The organism is Streptomyces katrae (assembly GCF_000717655.1).
Lineage (GTDB): Bacteria > Actinomycetota > Actinomycetes > Streptomycetales > Streptomycetaceae > Streptomyces > Streptomyces katrae_B.
Genome location: NZ_JNZY01000028.1, coordinates 38,505 through 54,032 on the forward strand (window position 1 = coordinate 38,505; position 15,528 = coordinate 54,032).

The 15,528-nt window shown below is 70.9% G+C and carries 17 protein-coding genes; 5 read left to right on the plus strand and 12 right to left on the minus strand.

Going from position 1 to position 15,528, the window contains the following annotated elements:
* Nucleotide 1: 1 nt before the first annotated feature.
* The 6 genes from IF09_RS0128450 to IF09_RS0128475 form a co-directional block, all read right to left on the minus strand.
* Complete coding sequence (locus IF09_RS0128450; RefSeq protein ID WP_030300361.1) at nt 2-388, minus strand: cytochrome c oxidase subunit 4; 387 nt, start codon at nt 386-388, stop codon at nt 2-4.
* Nucleotides 385-2,055, minus strand: coding sequence for a cytochrome c oxidase subunit I (ctaD, locus tag IF09_RS0128455; protein WP_418953080.1), 1,671 nt, complete (start codon nt 2,053-2,055; stop codon nt 385-387). Before ctaD ends, IF09_RS0128450 begins: the two co-directional genes overlap by 4 nt.
* 147 nt (nt 2,056-2,202) lie before the next feature.
* Entirely contained in the window at nt 2,203-3,210 is a 1,008-nt protein-coding gene (locus tag IF09_RS0128460) for a cation diffusion facilitator family transporter (RefSeq protein WP_037636223.1), read from the minus strand.
* Nucleotides 3,211-3,442: 232 nt separating this feature from the next.
* On the minus strand, nt 3,443-3,946 hold the full coding sequence (locus IF09_RS0128465) for a hypothetical protein (protein ID WP_051832992.1): 504 nt from the start codon (nt 3,944-3,946) through the stop codon (nt 3,443-3,445).
* Nucleotide 3,947: 1 nt separating this feature from the next.
* Nucleotides 3,948-4,490, minus strand: a complete 543-nt coding sequence (locus IF09_RS0128470; protein ID WP_030300368.1) for a hypothetical protein — start codon at nt 4,488-4,490, stop codon at nt 3,948-3,950.
* 70 nt (nt 4,491-4,560) lie between these two features.
* Nucleotides 4,561-5,118 (minus strand): type 1 glutamine amidotransferase domain-containing protein, encoded by a 558-nt coding sequence (locus tag IF09_RS0128475; protein WP_030300370.1) that lies wholly within the window; start codon nt 5,116-5,118, stop codon nt 4,561-4,563.
* A 229-nt stretch (nt 5,119-5,347) separates the two neighbouring features.
* Between IF09_RS0128475 and IF09_RS0128480 the strand changes: the two genes are divergently transcribed.
* Nucleotides 5,348-5,821 carry a DUF6328 family protein gene (locus tag IF09_RS0128480; RefSeq protein ID WP_030300372.1) on the plus strand — a complete coding sequence of 158 codons (474 nt, stop codon included), beginning with the start codon at nt 5,348-5,350 and terminating at the stop codon, nt 5,819-5,821.
* Nucleotides 5,822-5,944: 123 nt separating this feature from the next.
* On the plus strand, nt 5,945-6,166 hold the full coding sequence (locus IF09_RS0128485) for a hypothetical protein (RefSeq protein ID WP_030300374.1): 222 nt from the start codon (nt 5,945-5,947) through the stop codon (nt 6,164-6,166).
* Nucleotides 6,167-6,220: 54 nt separating this feature from the next.
* On the opposite strand, the gene IF09_RS0128490 is transcribed toward IF09_RS0128485, so the two are convergent.
* Nucleotides 6,221-6,943, minus strand: coding sequence for a DUF72 domain-containing protein (locus tag IF09_RS0128490; RefSeq protein ID WP_030300376.1), 723 nt, complete (start codon nt 6,941-6,943; stop codon nt 6,221-6,223).
* A gap of 4 nt (nt 6,944-6,947) precedes the next feature.
* The gene (locus IF09_RS0128495) at nt 6,948-7,967 is read right to left on the minus strand and encodes a glutathione S-transferase C-terminal domain-containing protein (protein ID WP_030300378.1); all 1,020 of its coding nucleotides are present in this window, start codon (nt 7,965-7,967) and stop codon (nt 6,948-6,950) included.
* Nucleotides 7,968-8,370: 403 nt separating this feature from the next.
* Between IF09_RS0128495 and IF09_RS0128500 the strand changes: the two genes are divergently transcribed.
* The gene (locus IF09_RS0128500) at nt 8,371-9,087 is read left to right on the plus strand and encodes a tRNA-dependent cyclodipeptide synthase (RefSeq protein WP_030300379.1); all 717 of its coding nucleotides are present in this window, start codon (nt 8,371-8,373) and stop codon (nt 9,085-9,087) included.
* Nucleotides 9,084-10,301, plus strand: a complete 1,218-nt coding sequence (locus IF09_RS0128505; RefSeq protein ID WP_030300380.1) for a cytochrome P450 — start codon at nt 9,084-9,086, stop codon at nt 10,299-10,301. Before IF09_RS0128500 ends, IF09_RS0128505 begins: the two co-directional genes overlap by 4 nt.
* Before the next feature lie 174 nt (nt 10,302-10,475).
* Here the strand turns inward: IF09_RS0128505 and IF09_RS0128510 are convergent, their stop codons facing one another.
* The 4 genes from IF09_RS0128510 to IF09_RS0128525 all read right to left on the minus strand — a co-directional run bounded on the left by IF09_RS0128510 (nt 10,476) and on the right by IF09_RS0128525 (nt 14,086).
* Complete coding sequence (locus IF09_RS0128510) at nt 10,476-11,363, minus strand: alpha/beta fold hydrolase (RefSeq protein ID WP_063607443.1); 888 nt, start codon at nt 11,361-11,363, stop codon at nt 10,476-10,478.
* A complete protein-coding gene (locus IF09_RS42035; RefSeq protein ID WP_051832995.1) occupies nt 11,360-12,103 on the minus strand; it encodes a TetR/AcrR family transcriptional regulator in 744 nt (247 codons plus the stop codon). The genes IF09_RS0128510 and IF09_RS42035 overlap by 4 nt, the downstream gene beginning before the upstream one ends.
* Nucleotides 12,104-12,115: 12 nt before the next feature.
* Nucleotides 12,116-13,024 (minus strand): class II aldolase/adducin family protein, encoded by a 909-nt coding sequence (locus IF09_RS0128520; protein WP_078613505.1) that lies wholly within the window; start codon nt 13,022-13,024, stop codon nt 12,116-12,118.
* Between the two features lie 285 nt (nt 13,025-13,309).
* Nucleotides 13,310-14,086 (minus strand): CAP domain-containing protein, encoded by a 777-nt coding sequence (locus tag IF09_RS0128525; RefSeq protein WP_030300388.1) that lies wholly within the window; start codon nt 14,084-14,086, stop codon nt 13,310-13,312.
* Between the two features lie 670 nt (nt 14,087-14,756).
* On the opposite strand from IF09_RS0128525, the gene IF09_RS0128530 reads away from it, so the two are divergent.
* A complete protein-coding gene (locus IF09_RS0128530; RefSeq protein ID WP_030300389.1) occupies nt 14,757-15,524 on the plus strand; it encodes an NPP1 family protein in 768 nt (255 codons plus the stop codon).
* Nucleotides 15,525-15,528: the final 4 nt, after the last annotated feature.

Consider the following 15,528-nt stretch of genomic DNA (forward strand, 5'->3'; position numbering starts at 1 on the left):
ATCAGGCGTCCTGACCGGGGCGGAACACGAATCCGAACAGTCCCGGGATCACGACGCCGCCGCCGATGAGGACCAGCCAGAGCCCCTGAACGGCGCCGATGCCCATGAGCGCCGTACCGGTGGCGGTGATCACGGGCGCGAAGCTCCGCGCGGGGAACGAGAACTCCCTGCCCCCGCCCGTACGGATCTCCGCATCGCCGGTGTCCTCGGGCCGTCGGCCACCGCGGCCGTACTGCCGCCACAGGAACGCGGCGACCAGCGCCGACATGAGGAACGACACGGACAGGGCGGCGATCCCCGCCGGATCACTGGAGAACACCGCGTAGACGCCGCCGGTGACGGCGAAGAACACTGCCACACCGGTGAACAGCCACGCCTCCGCCTTCACCGGGGCACCACTTCGGGGTGGTGCAGGTCGAAGGCGGGCGAGTCCGACCGGATCCGGGGCAGCGCCTCGAAGTTGTGCCGGGGCGGCGGGCAGGAGGTGGCCCACTCGAGGGACCGGCCCCACCCCCACGGGTCGTCCACGTCCACGCGCCTGCCGTGGCGACCGGTCTTCCACACGTTGTAGGCGAACGGCAGCAAGGACAGCCCCAGGAGGAAGGATCCGATGGTGGAGAGCGTGTTGAGCAGGGTGAACCCGTCGGCCGCCAGGTAGTCGGCGTACCGGCGGGGCATGCCCTGCTCGCCGAGCCAGTGCTGGACGAGGAAGGTCAGCTGGAAGCCGGTGAACAGGGTCCAGAAGTGCATCCGCCCCAGGCGTTCGTCGAGCAGTCTGCCCGTGAGCTTGGGCCACCAGAAGTAGAAGCCCGCGAAGGTGGCGAACACGATCGTGCCGAAGAGCACGTAGTGCAGGTGGGCGACCACGAAATAGCTGTCGGTGAGATGGAAGTCCATCGGCGGCGAGGCCACCACGACTCCCGTCAGACCGCCCAGCAGGAACGTCACCAGGAATCCGATGGACCACAGCATCGGCGTCTCGAACGAGAGCGATCCGCCCCACATCGTGCCGATCCAGTTGAAGAACTTCACCCCGGTCGGAACGGCGATGAGGAACGACAGCAGGGAGAAGAACGGCAACAGCACGGCGCCGGTGGCGAACATGTGATGGGCCCACACCGTGGCGGAAAGCCCCGTGATCGCGATCGTCGCACCGACCAGGGCGGCATAGCCGAAGATCGGCTTCCGGCTGAACACGGGGATGATCTCGCTGACGATCCCGAAGAACGGCAACGCCACGATGTACACCTCCGGATGGCCGAAGAACCAGAACAGGTGCTGCCACAGCAGCGCGCCGCCGTACGCCGCGTCGAAGACGTGCGCCCCGAACTTCCGGTCCGCCTCCAGAACCAGCAGCGCAGCGGTGAGCACCGGAAACGCCAGCAGCGCCAGGATCGAGGTGAACAGCACGTTCCAGGTGAAGATCGGCATCCGGAAGACGGTCATGCCCGGCGCCCGCAGGCACACGATCGTCGCGATGAAGTTCACCGCACCGAGGATCGTGCTCAGTCCCGACACCGCCAGCCCCATCACCCACAGGTCGGCGCCCACACCGGGGGAGTACGCCGCCCCGTTCAGCGGTGCATAAGCGAACCAGCCGAAGGCGGCGGACCCGTTCGCGGTCAGGAGTCCGCTGATCACGGTGAGGCCCCCGAAGAGGAACACCCAGTATGTGAAGGCGTTCAGGCGGGGAAAGGCGACGTCCGGGGCGCCGATCTGCAACGGCATGATCGCATTGGCGAAGCCGGTGAACGTCGGGGTGGCGAACAGCAGCATCATGATCGTGCCGTGCAGGGTGAAGAGCTGGTTGTACTGCTCGGCGGAGACGATCTGCAGTCCGGGCCGGGCCAGCTCCGCCCGCATGACGAGGGCCAGCACGCCGCCGAACAGGAAGAAGCCGAAGGCGGTGACCAGGTACATGTTGCCGATCACCTTGTGGTCGGTGGTCGACAGCAGGCGCAGCACCTGCGACCCCGCCCGCACCCGTTCACCGGTGACCCGCTCGTCGTCCGGCTCCGCCTCCGCTGCTGCCGACAACGGGTCAGTGAGCGACACCAGGGCCTCCAGTAGCGACGACGGACCGGCCGGCCGACGGCCTCTCGGCCCAGCCTGGCACCCGGCCTCACCTTCACCGGCCAAGCGCGACGGCGCGCCGCCGAGAGTTACCCGCATCGAGGAGCGCAGGCGCTGCGGGCGGGCAGTTCAGATCCGCGCCGGGCCCCGGTCGCGGGCCGCCGCGCGGCGGGCTGTGGCGGCGTCCGTGACATCGAGGAACACCTGGTCCAGCTCGGGCCAGCGCCTCTTCAGCTCGGTCCGGATGCGGACCATGGCGTCCTCGACGGCCTCGCTGTCGTACCCCGCCGTGAGGTCGACGCTCGCAGCCAGCAGCACGGAATCCGGGCTCAGGCGCATCGTCAGCAGGGCGGTGACCGAGTCGATCTCCGGCTGCTGCTGCAGCAGCTCCTGCACCCCGCGCTGCACCTCGGGACCGGCCGCCTCGCCGATCAACTGGGCGCGGGCGTTCCTGCCGAGCGTGTACGCCACGTAGACCAGCAGGACGCCGATCAGGATGGAGGCGGACGCCTCGTACGCCATCTGCCCGGTCGCCATGTGGAGGCCCATCCCGGCCATGGCCAGCAGGACGCCCGTGCAGGCCGTGCCGTCCTCCGCCAGGACGGTCCGCAGCGCCGGATCGCGGCCCTCCCGGATCTCCTCACGCATCCCGTGCCCGGCGGCCGCAGCCGCGCCGCGGACCTGGAGGACGGCACGGACCAGGGAGGCCCCCTCGGCGAGCAGCGCCACGAAGAGCACGACGAAGCCGATCACGTATCCCTCGTGGGACTCGGAACCGCCCGACCGGAACGCCTCGATGCCCTGGAACACCGAGAAGCAGCCTCCGGTGACGAAGATGCCCACCGCGGCGAGCAGCGACCAGAAGAAGCGCTCCTTGCCGTAGCCGAAGGGGTGCCGTCGGTCGGCCGGGCGCCGGCTGCGCTTGACCGAGGCCAGCAGGAACACCTCGTTGAGGCTGTCGGCCACGGAATGGGCCGCTTCGGACAGCAGGGCGGGAGAGGCGGCGATGACGCCACCGACCGCCTTGGCGACGCAGATGACCAGGTTGGCCACGAGGGCCACCCACACCGTGAACCGGGTCTCGGAGTCCCGCTCCGCCGGGCTTCCCCCGGAACCGGCCGTACGCCCTGTGCCCATACCCTGCGCCTGCCCGGGGCACGACCGGTTAACCGGCGCCGCCGGAGTCTGACCACGTCCGCGCGTGACGGCGCCGGACCTCCAGTTCCTGCACGCGAACCCAGCGGCGTCCGGCCCGCGCACGGCGGAGGCTCTGCCCACCCGCCCCACGCGGGACGGCCGCCCGGGCTCCTCGGCACCGGTCATCCCGGTCGGGGAACGCACCCGTCGGGGAACGCACTGCCGGGTGGGTTCACGTCTTCAGCAGCCGGTTGAAGAACGAACGGTAGCGCTGCAGTGCCAGCCGCAGCTCCTCCGTGGCGACGTCCTCGCCGCGGCCCCACTGGTCGACGAGCGCCTGCTTGTGGTCCGCGAACGAACGGGCGAGCGTCTGCATCACCTCCGCGACCAGGGTGTCCGCGGACCGCACCGCGTCCTGGGGGTCGTCCACGAAACGGCCCTGGATCTCACGCCACGTCGTCCGGTACTCCTCCGCCTCCTTGGTGTCGAGCAGGGGCTCGTTCTCGTCCTCGCCTTCGTCCACACCGGAAGCGCTCCGCTCCGCGGTCAGCGCTCCCGCGTCGTCTCCCGCGCCGCGCTCCTCGTCCCGGTCCTCCTCCTGCTCTGCCGTGGCCTCCCCGGGGTAGACGGCCGTCCCCTGCGTCCGGCCGGGGTCCGCCAGGTCCTCTGTGCTGAGACCGCTGCCGCCCAGGCGCTCCTCGCCCTCGCCGCGGTCCTGGATGCCGTCGTCGCGCATGTCATCGACCTCCTCGGTCGTTCAGCAGCTCGGCGAACAGGGCGCGGTAGTGCACCATCGCCCCGCGGAGCTCTTCTGTCGTCGCCCGTCCTTCGGTGCTGCGCACCTTGACCGCGTGGGCCGCGCGGTAGTGCTCGAGGGTGTCTCCGTGGGCCACCGAGAGGTCGCGGACTTGGGCGTCGAACCCGTCGGTGGGATAGCCCCGCTCCCTCATCAGCCGCGACACCAGCTCGTCGGCCTGCGTCACGGACCCTTCGGGGCGGTCCACGAAGTGCTCCTGGACACCGCTCCACTCCTGCGCATAGGCGCGGCGGCGTTCCTCCGGGAGCTCTTTGATGTCGAGATCGGCGTGGCGTTCCTCGCGGGCGTGCAGCTCGCGGTCGGCGGCCAGCCGGCCGCCCTTCTGCTCGACCGTGCGCTCGTACTCCGGTCCGAACCGGTCCTGCAGGTGGCGTCGCCGCGACCGCATCCACAATGCAGTGCCGAGCGCGATCAGCACGACCGCCGCGAGCACGATGACGGCGATGAGTGTGCCTGTTGACATGGTGGCCTCCGTTCCGGGGCCTCGTCGATGGGGTGGGTGCGGTGGTGCGGTGGCGGGCCGTCAGGTGCGCTCAGGTGCTGCCGACCGCTGCGCCGGATGCGGCGAACTCCTTCACGAAGGCGCCGCAGAAGGCTTCCAGGTCCGCCGGTTTGCGGCTGGTGACCAGCGTGGCGGGCTCCGCGTGGCAGACGTGCACCTTCTCGTCCACCCAGGTGCCGCCCGCGTTGCGGATGTCGGTCGCGAGGCTGGGCCAGGACGTCAGGGTCCGGCCCCGTACGACGTCCGCCTCCACCAGCGTCCAGGGCGCGTGGCAGATCGCGGCGACGGGTTTGCCCGCCTCGAAGAAGCTCCGGGTGAAACCGACGGCCAGTTCGTTCATCCGCAGGGCGTCGGGGTTGGCGACGCCGCCGGGCAGCACGAGTGCGTCGAAGGCCTCTGCCGTGCCACCTGCCAGGACGTGGTCGACGCCGTACGTGTCCCCGGGGGCGAAGTGCCGGAACGCGCGGACGCGGCCGGGCTCGGTGGACACCAGCCGCGGGTTCCATCCGGCGTCGAGCACGGCCTGCCAGGGCTCGGTCAGTTCGATCTCCTCGACGCCCTCGGGCGCCGTGAGGAAGGCGATACGCATCGGGGACACCTCGTTCGGTCAGGCGGTTCCGGCACCGCTGGATTCTCTTGTACGTGCGGCGCCTGCCCGGACGGAAGCGTCTCAATCAGCGCCGCCCGGCCGAGAGCGGCCGGAGGAGGCCCCACGCGCCGACACCGTGTCGCCGAGGTCCCGGCACGGCGGCGGATTAGGCTCGCGGGCGGCGGGTACCGGTGACCGGCCGTTCCCTATCCGGAGGAGGTCGGCTCCCATGCCAGACGATCGGGACGAGACCCCGGCGGAGCGGGCCGACCGCCGCTGGAACGAGACGCTCCAAGAAGTCCGCGTCGCCCAGACCGGGGCCCAGATCCTCTTCGGCTTCCTGCTCAGCGTCGCCTTCACGCCCCGCTTCGAGGAACTGGGCCCTTTCGACCGCGGCCTGTACGTCGTGACCGTGGCGCTGGGCGCCCTGGCGACCGGGACCATGATCGCCCCGGTCGCCTACCACCAACTGCTGGCCGGCCACCACCTCAAGCCGCAACTGGTCAAGGCGGCGGGGCGGCTGGTCTCCACCGGCATCGTGCTCCTCGCGCTGACCGTGACCCTCTCGGTGCTGCTCCTGCTGCGGGTCGCCACCTCGCACTGGATCGCCTGGCCGGTGACCGCCTGTGTCACCGGCTGGTTCGCGATCTGCTGGCTGGTCATGCCGAGCATGCTCCTGCGCAACAAGACCAGGAAGGCGTGAGGCGCGGCGTCTCGTACGCCGCGTGAAGGGCCGGCCGCGCAGGGCGATCGCAGGTTTTCGCCTCCGGCGTCCGGGCAGGCGCCGGACATCGGGGACCGGATGACGCACGAGGAGGGACGGGCCATGGAAGACCAAGGCGGCGCCGGAGGCGCCCCCCTGCACGACCACGACGACAAGGAACGGCGCCGCGCCCCGCACGTCCCGCCCCGTGCCGGGACCGACGGCAAGGACCTGCCGCCCGTCCGGGCGGCGGACACCGACGAGGCGAGCCGGCTGGACCGGCCGGACGAGGCGACCGAGCCGCCGCGCACGACCCGCCGCCGGGAGCGCGGCTCCGCAGGCTGATCCCGTACTCGGGTTCACCGGTCGCGTTCACCGGTCACAGCGGTGCCCGGCCGGTCACCGGACCAGTCGGACGAACGCGCGGGCGTTGACGACGGCGGCCCCGCCCGGGTCGTTGTTGAAGTACGCGAAGACATCGGCGTCCGCGGGCCAGGTGTCGGCGATACGGGCCGCCCAGGAGCGCAGTGCCGTGCGACCGTAGCGGGGTGCCGGATCGGCCCGTCCCTCGTGGAACCGTACGTATCCCCATTCGGCGGTCCGCCACAGCGGTGTCACGGGCCGCGAGCCGCGGTCGGCCCAGCACAGGGCGGCCCGGTGGTCCGTGAGGACCTTGCGCACGTCCGCGGTCCACCACGACTCGTGCCGCGGTTCGACGGCGACGCGGGTGCCGGCCGGGAAACACGCCAGACAGCCGTCCAGCGCGTCCGGGTCGGCCCGCAGGGTCGGGGGCAGCTGGAGCAGGACCGGCCCCAGCCGGTCGCCCAGGGCGGCCGCGTGCGTCATCAGCCGGTGGACCGGTTCCTTGGGGTCGTGCAGTCGTTTGATGTGCGTCAGGTACCGGCTGGCCTTCACCGCCATGACGAAGCCCCGGGGCGTGCGTTCGCGCCACCGGGCGAAGGTTTCCGCAGAAGGCAGCTTGTAGAAGGCGTTGTTGCTCTCCACGGTGGCGAAGTGCTCCGCGTACACCTCCAGCCACAACCGCTGGGGCCGGTCGGGCGGATAGAGGATCCCTGCCCAGTCCCGGTACTGCCATCCCGAGGTGCCGACGCGTACGGGCATGACGTCACCGGCTCAGGGGGCGAGCGGGGTTGTGGTCGGCCGGGACGGCCTCCGCCGCCGGGGCCGGGCCGGGCGGTGTGCCGTCGCCGAAGGGGCGCCCGCCCAGCGCTGCGCGGCCGTGCGGTGAGAGCCAGCCCGACAGGTCCGGGCCGACCGGCACGATCCCGGTCGGGTTGATGTCGTCCTGCACCGTGAAGTAGTGCCTCTTGATGTGGTCGAAGTCGACCGTGTCGCCGAAGCCGGGTGTCTGGAAGAGGTCGCGGGCGTACGCCCAGAGCACGGGCATCTCGGACAGCTTCTGCCGGTTGCACTTGAAATGGCCGTGGTAGACGGCATCGAAGCGGACGAGCGTGGTGAACAGCCGTACGTCCGCCTCCGTGATCGTGTCACCGACGAGGTAGCGCGAGCCCTCCAGGCGCGCGGAGAGCCGGTCGAGCCGGCTGAACAGACGCTCGTACGCATCGGCGTACGACTCCTGCGACCCGGCGAACCCGGCCCGGTAGACGCCGTTGTTCACGTCCCGGTACACCACCTCGTTCACGGCGTCGATCTCCGGCCGAAGGGCGGGCGGATAGAGCGCCGGCGCTCCGCTGCGGTGGTACGCCTCCCACTCCAGCGACAGGTCGAGCGTGATCTGCGGAACGTCATTGGTCACGACCTGACCGGTCGGTACGTCCACGATCGCCGGGACGGTGATGCCCCGTTCGTATCCGGGATCGCGGGCGAAGTAGGCGTCCTGCAGCCGCTCGATCCCGAGCACCGGGTCGCGACCCCCCGGATCGAGGTCGAACCGCCAGCTGCGTTCGTCGTGGGTGGGTCCGGCGACGGCCATGGGCAGAGCCGCCTCCAGCCCGAGGAGCCGCCGTACGATCACGGCCCGGCCGGCCCAGGGGCAGGCCCGGCTGACCACCAGACGGTAGCGGCCGCTCTCCACTGGGAAGCCGTCGCGTCCGTCGGCGGTGATCCGGGTGGTGAGGTACCGGTCGTCGCGGGAGTACTCCTTGCCTCGCGTCACATAGCTCACGCGGACCGCCTACCCGGGAATTGCGGCAGCGAACGCGGATGCGGCCCGCAACCGGTGCGGGTCGGCGTCGAGCTTCTCCTTCGCCTCGGCCGCCCGGTTGCATCGGATTGCGCCGGACTCGACAGGCTGCCGACGGGTCGCACCGGACTCGGGATGACGCGCGGCCGGAGTCCGGAATCCGTAGCCGCGGACGACTGTCGGGCAGCTGACCTGCGGGTGAACCCTCGGTGTCGCCAGCGCGCGTCCGCCCTTCGGTTCTGCGTCGGCCACAACGAAATCCGCAGAGTAACCGGCCGGTAGCTCTAGATCATCTGACATGTTCTCGGTTAGCGTCATCTCGCGCGCCGCCACACCCAGGGCACACGGCCCTGCCGGGACTAGCGGCGCAGGGGAATTACTCACGTTGACGACTGCCATTCAAGGCATCTTCGCCGTCCGTCCCTATACGCCTCACTGCCAGGTGATCCATGACGAGGGTGATCACGCCGTCATCGGCATCTCCTCCGGGAACTCGTACTTCACCCACGACCGCGTGCTCGATCTCGCCCGGTGGGGGCTCGAACACTTCCGGCAGGTCGATCTCATCTGGACCGACATGCACGTGGCCGAGATGTTCGTGGCCCTCGGCTACCCCGAGGTCGAAGCGCAGCGCAAGGCGGTGAAGAACCTCCGCGGCGTCCGCGCCAAGGTCACCGCCGCGGTCGCCGCCCTCGACCCCGAGGGGGAGCGGCTGCGCGGCCGTCCCATGTCCGCGCTCCTGGAGTTGCCGGCCTACCAGCGCATCCGTTCCCGGCTCGACACCCTCATGACCGACGACCCCGAGTTCCGCGAGGTGTGTGACCAACTCGCGGCCCGGTTCCTCGCCGACAAGCTGAACGGCCAGCCGCCCACCCAGCTGCAGCGCGAGGTGTGCATCAAGTACGTGTGCGCCGAGGTACCCCTGTTCCTGGACACCCCGGCCATCCTCGGGGTCTCCTCCTCGCTCAACTGCTACCACCAGGCACTGCCGTTGGCAGAGCTGCTGTACGCACGGGGCTGGGGCCTGCGCGCCTCGCGCAATCAGGGCCATGCCGTCATCACCCCCGCCGAAGAACCCGAAGAACAGGACCGCTCCGCATGACCACCACCACCGACCCCTCCACGGCCGCCGCGGCCGACGAGCTCACCCGGTTCCCGTTCGACGCCAACGGCACGCGACTGCCCGACGAGATCGCGCACCTCCTCACCGACGAGCCGGTCAAAAAGGTCCGCACCATAGCCGGAGCCGAGGCCTGGCTGGTGTCCTCCTATCGACTGTGCAGGCAGGTACTCGACGACCCGCGGTTCTCCCTCAAGGACACCTCCGCCCCGGGTGCGCCCCGCCAGTACGCGTTGACCATCCCCCCGGAGGTGGTCAACAACATGGGGAACATCACGGGTGCCGGGCTCCGCAAGGCCGTGATGAAGGCCCTCAACCCGAAGGCCCCCGGCCTGGAGGCATGGCTGACCGGCCGCGCGCACGCGCTCGTCGACCAGTTGGTCGCGACAGGGGTGCCGGCCGACCTGCGCCGCGACTTCACCGTCCCCTACTCCACCGGGCTGCACTGCCACATCCTCGGCATCCCCCAGAGCGACGGCCCCGACCTCTACCGGTCGCTGCACGTCGCGTTCATGAACAGCCCCCGCACCATCCCCGCGGCGGACATCAACTGGGACCGCGACATGGGCCACATGATCGCCCGTCTCGACGACCCGGCGACGACGGGCCTCATGGCCGAACTCGCCGCCCTGCGGGACGACCCCGACTACGCGCACCTGACGGACGAGATGCTCGCCACCGTCGGCGTCACGATGTTCGGCGCGGGCGTCATCAGCGTCATGGGCTTCCTCACCATGGCACTCGTCTCTCTCATCCAGCACCCCGAATTGAAGGCCCAGTTGATCGCCGACCCGGCGCTCATCCCGGCCGCGGTGGACGAGCTGCTGCGCATCAACCTGTCGATCGCCGACGGCCTGCCCCGGATCGCCACCGAGACCATGCAGCTCGGCGACGTCACCGTGCAGAAGGGGGAGCTCGTCCTCGTCCTCGTCGAGGCCGCCAACCACGACCCCGCCGAATTCGAGGACCCGCACACCGTCCGCCTCGACCGGCCGAACCCGAACGCGCACCTGTCGTTCGGCGGAGGAGGCCACTACTGCCCCGCCACCGCCCTCGGCAAGCGGCACGCACAGATCGCCGTCGAGGTCCTGCTCGAGCGGCTGCCCGGCCTCGACCTCGCCGTGCCGATCGAACAGCTCGTATGGCGCACCGGGTTCATGAAGCGCATCCCCGAGCGGCTGCCCGTGCTCTGGTGACGCAGCCCTAGCCGCCTTCGGGTACCGGCAGCCGGGACGCCCGGCTGCCGGTCCCGGGCGGCTGAGCACCGTCCCCACCGGTCACAGGTGCCGGATCAGCATGTCCTGACGTCCTGACGTCCTGATGCCCGTACGCCTTGACCGGTGGATCCCCGGGGGATCCCCGGGGCCGCCTCAGGGTGCCAGGAACGAGGTGAGCGCGGCCGCCACCGCGACAGGATCCTCCAGCTGCGGGTAGTGCCCCACGGCAGGCGGCCCGGCGAGCTCCACGACCCCGGCCTGCGGCATGCGTGCCCGGATCCGGGCGAGAACGTGGGCCCCGCTGATCGGGTCGGCAGGCCCCCATACGAACAGTGTGGGTCCGGGGTAGCCCTCGAGGGCCGAGGCCCAGCGCGCGGCATGCCGGCGGCGCTCGTCGATGTAGCGCAGCAGTCGCGGGGCCAGGCGGTGGCCACCGGCCCGGGACGCGGACGCCCACAGGTCGTGCAGGTCCTCGTCGTGGACCGGCCGCCCGAGCACGGCGCGCAGGGACCCGGCGAACCGCCGCTCCGTGGTGAGAGGCGCCAGCAGCGGACCCAACGGGCCGTGCAGCAGGCGCTGGATCGGCACCGGGCGGTGCAGATCGGGGTAGAGGCCGCCGTTGAGCCAGGCCATGCGGGTGATCCGGGCCGGGTCGCGGGCCAGCAGCTCCTGGCCGACGCTCACCCCGTAGTCGTGTGCGACCAGGGCGGTTCTGCCGATTCCGTACCGCCGCCAGACCTCCTCGACCAACGAGGCCTGGTCGAGGAGCGAGTAGCGGTGATGCCGGGGCTTGTCGCTCTCCCCGAAACCGAGCAGGTCCAGCGTGGTGACCCGGAGTCCGGCCGCGACGAGCGCCGGGACGACGGCGGCCCAGTCGTGGGAGGAGGTCGGGAAACCGTGGACGAGGGTGACGGGAGCGCCGAGCGCGGGCCCGTCCTGGCGTACGAACACCGAGTGGCCGTCAATCCGGACGGTGCTGCCGCCCTCGGTCCAGCGGCGCAGCGGCGGCAGGACGCGTCCGCTGCTCATGCCGGCGGTCATGCCTGCGCCTCCTCGTCGTGCAGGTGGCCCAGCCCGTGCAGGAGCGCGCGCAAGCCGAACGCGAACTCGGCCTCGGCGTCGAGCGAGTTGAGCAGTTCGGCGTGGCGGCGGACCACGGGGTGGGTGCGCGGGGAGAGGGAGGCGAACAGGTCGGCCATCGCGGCACGCTGACCGGCGGTACGGGCCGCGCCGCCCGAGTCGAGCACGGCCGCGCCGATCACGAAGTGGGTGACCGTCAGGTAGACGTGGACGGCCGGCCGCGGGGCCCACCCGTGGGCGAGGAGCTGTCCGAGGGCGTGCTCACGTGCGCGCAGGGCATGGGGACCGAGCAGCTGACCGGCGGTCAGCAGCGGGACGATCGCCGGGTGCGCGGCGAGGACCCGGCGGAACTCCCTTGCCCCGCCTTCCAGTCCGGTCCGCCAGTCCCCCTCGAGCGAGGGAAGCCGGATCTCGCCCAGCATGTGGTCGACCGTCTCGATCAGCAGCTCCTCGCGGCTCGCGACGTGCCGGTAGAGGGAGGTGTGGCGTACCTGGAGGTGGTCGCCGAGCCGGCGCATGGTGAGCGCCTCCAGGCCCTCGTGGTCGGCCAGTTCGAGCGCGCCCGCGGTGATCCGGTCGAGCGTCAGCCCGCCTTGGCGGGGCCTGCGCCGGTCGCGTTCGGCGTACCGGGCCTGCCACCAGGCGGGGGAACCGGGCTCCGCGGGGGCGGGTTCGGACTCGGCTTCGGGCTGGGGTGTCATGGGTGGTGGCGCCTATTCGAAGAGGTCGGGTTCCGTGCGGGTGATCTCGTCCCAGAGGGGCTGGAAGGAGAACCAGCCCGCGAGCGGGAACCCGGTCTGCTCCCGGGTGTGCCGGGCGGCCTCGGGGTCGATCAGGTGCGGGGTGCCGGCGGCCTCCGCGAGCAGCTGCGCCTGGGCGCTGCGCTCCATCGAGATGAACCACCAGGCCGCCTCGTCGACCGATGCGCCGACGGTGAAGATGCCGTGGTTCTGATGGATGACGGCCTTGTGCGGCCCCAGCCCCGCGGCGAGCTGCCGGCCGGCCTCCTCTTCGACCACCACGGCACCGGCGCCGTCCCGGTGGACGATGTGCTGCTCGTACACGGCGCACGCGTCCTGGGTGATCGGGTCCAGCAGGCGCCCCAGACTCGAGAACGCCTTCCCGTGGACGGCGTGGGCGTGACAGGCGGCGACCACGTCGGGCCGGGCGGCGTGGATGGCCGAATGGATCACGAATCCGGCCCGGTTGACCGGGCGCCTGCCGTGGCGGACCTGCCCCTCGTGGTCGACGAGGATCAGGTCGCTGACCCGTACGTGCCGGAAGGACATGCCGAACGGGTTGACCCAGAACATGTCCGGGTACTCCGGGTCGCGCACGGTGATGTGCCCCGCGACGCCTTCGGAGAATCCGAGGCGGCCGAAGACGCGGCAGGCGCCGGCGAGCCGCTGCTTGCGGTGCTCGCGTTCCTGCGCGGCGTCGGTGAACACGGGCGGCAGGGGCAGCTCGAGGTTCTCCTGGCGCGGCACGAACGCACTGCCGCGCAGCCCGGCGCCCGCCCCGGCGGCCGTCCCCGTACCCGTGAGCGTATCCGCGTCCGGCTCGTGCTGCCCTCGGGTGCCCGTCGTCCGGTCCACGCCCGCCTCCCTCTGCTGTGCGTCCATTGGACGCATAGCATGGGTTCCAGTGGACGCATAGCGCAAGACCCGACGCCGGCGGCCGGTGGTGTGGGCGCCCGTTCGGGTCACTCGTTCCGGCGATTCCGAGCCGGCGGTACCGGGTGGCCCAGCGGGCTGCGAAGTCGCCCGGTCCCGGTCAGCGGGGCATCGCGGTGGGGCACGAGGGCCTCCTCGGATCGGTGCGGATGTCGCAATCCACACCGAGCCGGGAGGCCCTCATCCATTCCAGGAACCCGGCACGCGTGTCACCGACGTCCCGGGACGACGCGCCTAGCGGGCGGTGCCGAAGTCCTGCGTCCAGAAGGAGTTCGGCTGCGCGAGGGCGACGCCGATCTCCTTGAAGGCACAGTTGAGGATGTTCTCCCGGTGTCCGGGGCTGTTCATCCAGCCGGTCATGACCTGCTCGGGCGTGGTGTAGCCGTAGGCGACGTTCTCGCCGTAGGTCGTCCAGGAGTAGCCGGCGCGGGTGATGCGCTGGCCCGGGTCGGAACCGTCGGAACCGGTGTGCGACATGTTGGCGTGCGCGGCCATGTCCTGGCTGTGCTTCAGCGCGGCATCCGTCAGCTTCGCATTGACGGTCAGCGCGGAGCACCCGGCCTTGGCGCGCTCCTTGTTCACGAGGGCCACCACCTCGGCGGCCGGGCCGGAGGGCGCAGCGGTCGGGGTCGTCGGCTTCTGCGGCGTCACCGGAGCCGTCGGACGGGCCGGGGCCGGCTGCGCGGGCTTCGGCGCGGCGGGGGCGGTCGACGGCTCCGTGGTCTGCGGAGCCTGCTCGGTCTGGGTCTGCTCGGTCTGCTCGACCGGCACGGCCGGTGCCGTCTCGACCGGGGCGTCCGCCGGACCCGCCTGGATCTGGAGCGACTCGCTGGGGGAGGGGGCGCTGTGGAAGGGGCGCATGCCGTGGTGCCGGCCGGCGGCCCTCGACGAGCCCGCCTCCTGGGTGTCCAGGCACGCCATGGCGGCCGTGGGGATGCCGACGACGCCGAGCGTGACAGCGGCGATGGTTATTTTCTTGTAGTGCGTCCGCTTTTTACGGTGCTTGTGCATGCGTGACCTCACTTGGTTTCTGCGATGCGTCCTGCGCCTGAGCTGCTGGAGCGCCGGGGCCGGGCCGCCATTCTTAGAAGGCCCTGAACGGGCTGGCAAGTCTTGCCGCCGACCCGTGCGGGACGTCCGTACAGCGGGCTTGAAATGGGCGGACAGTCGTGCTGGCCGTCCGGTCGGCCGACTGTGTGAGACGAAGGCCGGCCCTCAGACACGCCTGTGGCGTGGCGAGTTACCGCAGAACGCGCCGATCCGCAGAATGCCCATTTCGCCGAAGCGGGGAATGTCGATTCCAGTGGGACAAATATCGACATGTCGGGGAAGCATGAGCGGACGTAATGCTTCCGTGATCCCTTGAGGTGCAGTGATGCATGTCACTGTTTAGCGGGGAACCGGGTGCTGGTGAACAGGCGTCCGCGGGGTCCTGGGACGGCGCCGCCGGACGGCTCGCCGGGCATCGGGGCGCCGGTCAATCCGTCGGCCGCGGCGCTCGGTATCCCCGGTCGGCGTCAACTCGTCCTGAAGTCAGCCCCGTTGCGAAGCCGATCAAGGCTGAACAGTCCGTGTCGGGACCCTTGCTGTGCCGTCGAGGTTCGCGAATGATGCTCGCTGTGCGCCGGCCACCCGGCCGGGATCCGCCCCGCCCCGAATCGACCGGCCCCGGAGGCCTGCCTTGCGGACGAGCCAGCACATCCGGAGATCATCCCTCGTCGTCGGCGCCGCCCTCGCGCTGGTCGTCGCCGCCGCCCAGACGGCCTTCGCGGCTCCGCCCCCGGCGCTCCCCGCCAACGCAGAAGCCGTGGAGCTGACCTTCCAGCCGGCGTACGACTACGACACGGACGGCTGCTACCCGACACCCGCCATAGGCCCGACCGGAGTCCTGAACGGCGGTCTCAAACCCAGCGGCGCCCTCGACGGCAGCTGCCGCGACGCCTCTGACCTCGCCAACACCAACGGCTACTCCCGCGCCACCTGCAACAACGGTTGGTGTGCCGTGATGTACGCGCTGTACTTCGAGAAGGACCAGGCCGTCCCGGGCATCGGCCTCGGCGGCCACCGCCACGACTGGGAACACGTCGTGGTGTGGATCCAGGGCGACGAGGCGAAGTACGTCGCCACCTCCGCCCACGGCGACTTCGAGATCCACGCGCGCGACCGGATCCGCTGGGACGGCACCCACCCCAAGATCGTCTACCACAAGGACGGCATCGGCACGCACTGCTTCCGCGCGGCGAACACGAACGACGAACCGCCGGAGAACCACCGCGGCACCTGGCAGTTCCCCACGCTCGTCGGCTGGTCGGGCTACCCGGCCACGCTCCGCGAGAAGCTCAGCCAGGCCGACTTCGGCAGTGCCCACTTCGGCCTGAAGGACGGCGCCTTCTCCTCCCACCTCGCGGAGGCCAAGCCGGCGGGCATCCCCTTCGACCCGTATCAGTAGGCGG

Bases quoted from the DNA above. Each gene is read 5' to 3' on its own strand.
- IF09_RS0128485 (WP_030300374.1), top strand. From the start codon at position 5,945: ATGGAAGACCAAGGCGGCGCCGGAGGCGCCCCCCTGCACGACCACGAC.
- IF09_RS0128510 (WP_063607443.1), bottom strand. From the start codon at position 11,363: ATGACCGCCGGCATGAGCAGCGGACGCGTCCTGCCGCCGCTGCGCCGC.
- IF09_RS0128460 (WP_037636223.1), bottom strand. From the start codon at position 3,210: ATGGGCACAGGGCGTACGGCCGGTTCCGGGGGAAGCCCGGCGGAGCGG.
- IF09_RS0128490 (WP_030300376.1), bottom strand. From the start codon at position 6,943: ATGCCCGTACGCGTCGGCACCTCGGGATGGCAGTACCGGGACTGGGCA.
- IF09_RS42035 (WP_051832995.1), bottom strand. From the start codon at position 12,103: ATGACACCCCAGCCCGAAGCCGAGTCCGAACCCGCCCCCGCGGAGCCC.
- IF09_RS0128470 (WP_030300368.1), bottom strand. From the start codon at position 4,490: ATGTCAACAGGCACACTCATCGCCGTCATCGTGCTCGCGGCGGTCGTG.
- IF09_RS0128475 (WP_030300370.1), bottom strand. From the start codon at position 5,118: ATGCGTATCGCCTTCCTCACGGCGCCCGAGGGCGTCGAGGAGATCGAA.
- IF09_RS0128505 (WP_030300380.1), top strand. From the start codon at position 9,084: ATGACCACCACCACCGACCCCTCCACGGCCGCCGCGGCCGACGAGCTC.
- IF09_RS0128465 (WP_051832992.1), bottom strand. From the start codon at position 3,946: ATGCGCGACGACGGCATCCAGGACCGCGGCGAGGGCGAGGAGCGCCTG.
- IF09_RS0128525 (WP_030300388.1), bottom strand. From the start codon at position 14,086: ATGCACAAGCACCGTAAAAAGCGGACGCACTACAAGAAAATAACCATC.
- IF09_RS0128520 (WP_078613505.1), bottom strand. From the start codon at position 13,024: ATGGACGCACAGCAGAGGGAGGCGGGCGTGGACCGGACGACGGGCACC.
- IF09_RS0128480 (WP_030300372.1), top strand. From the start codon at position 5,348: ATGCCAGACGATCGGGACGAGACCCCGGCGGAGCGGGCCGACCGCCGC.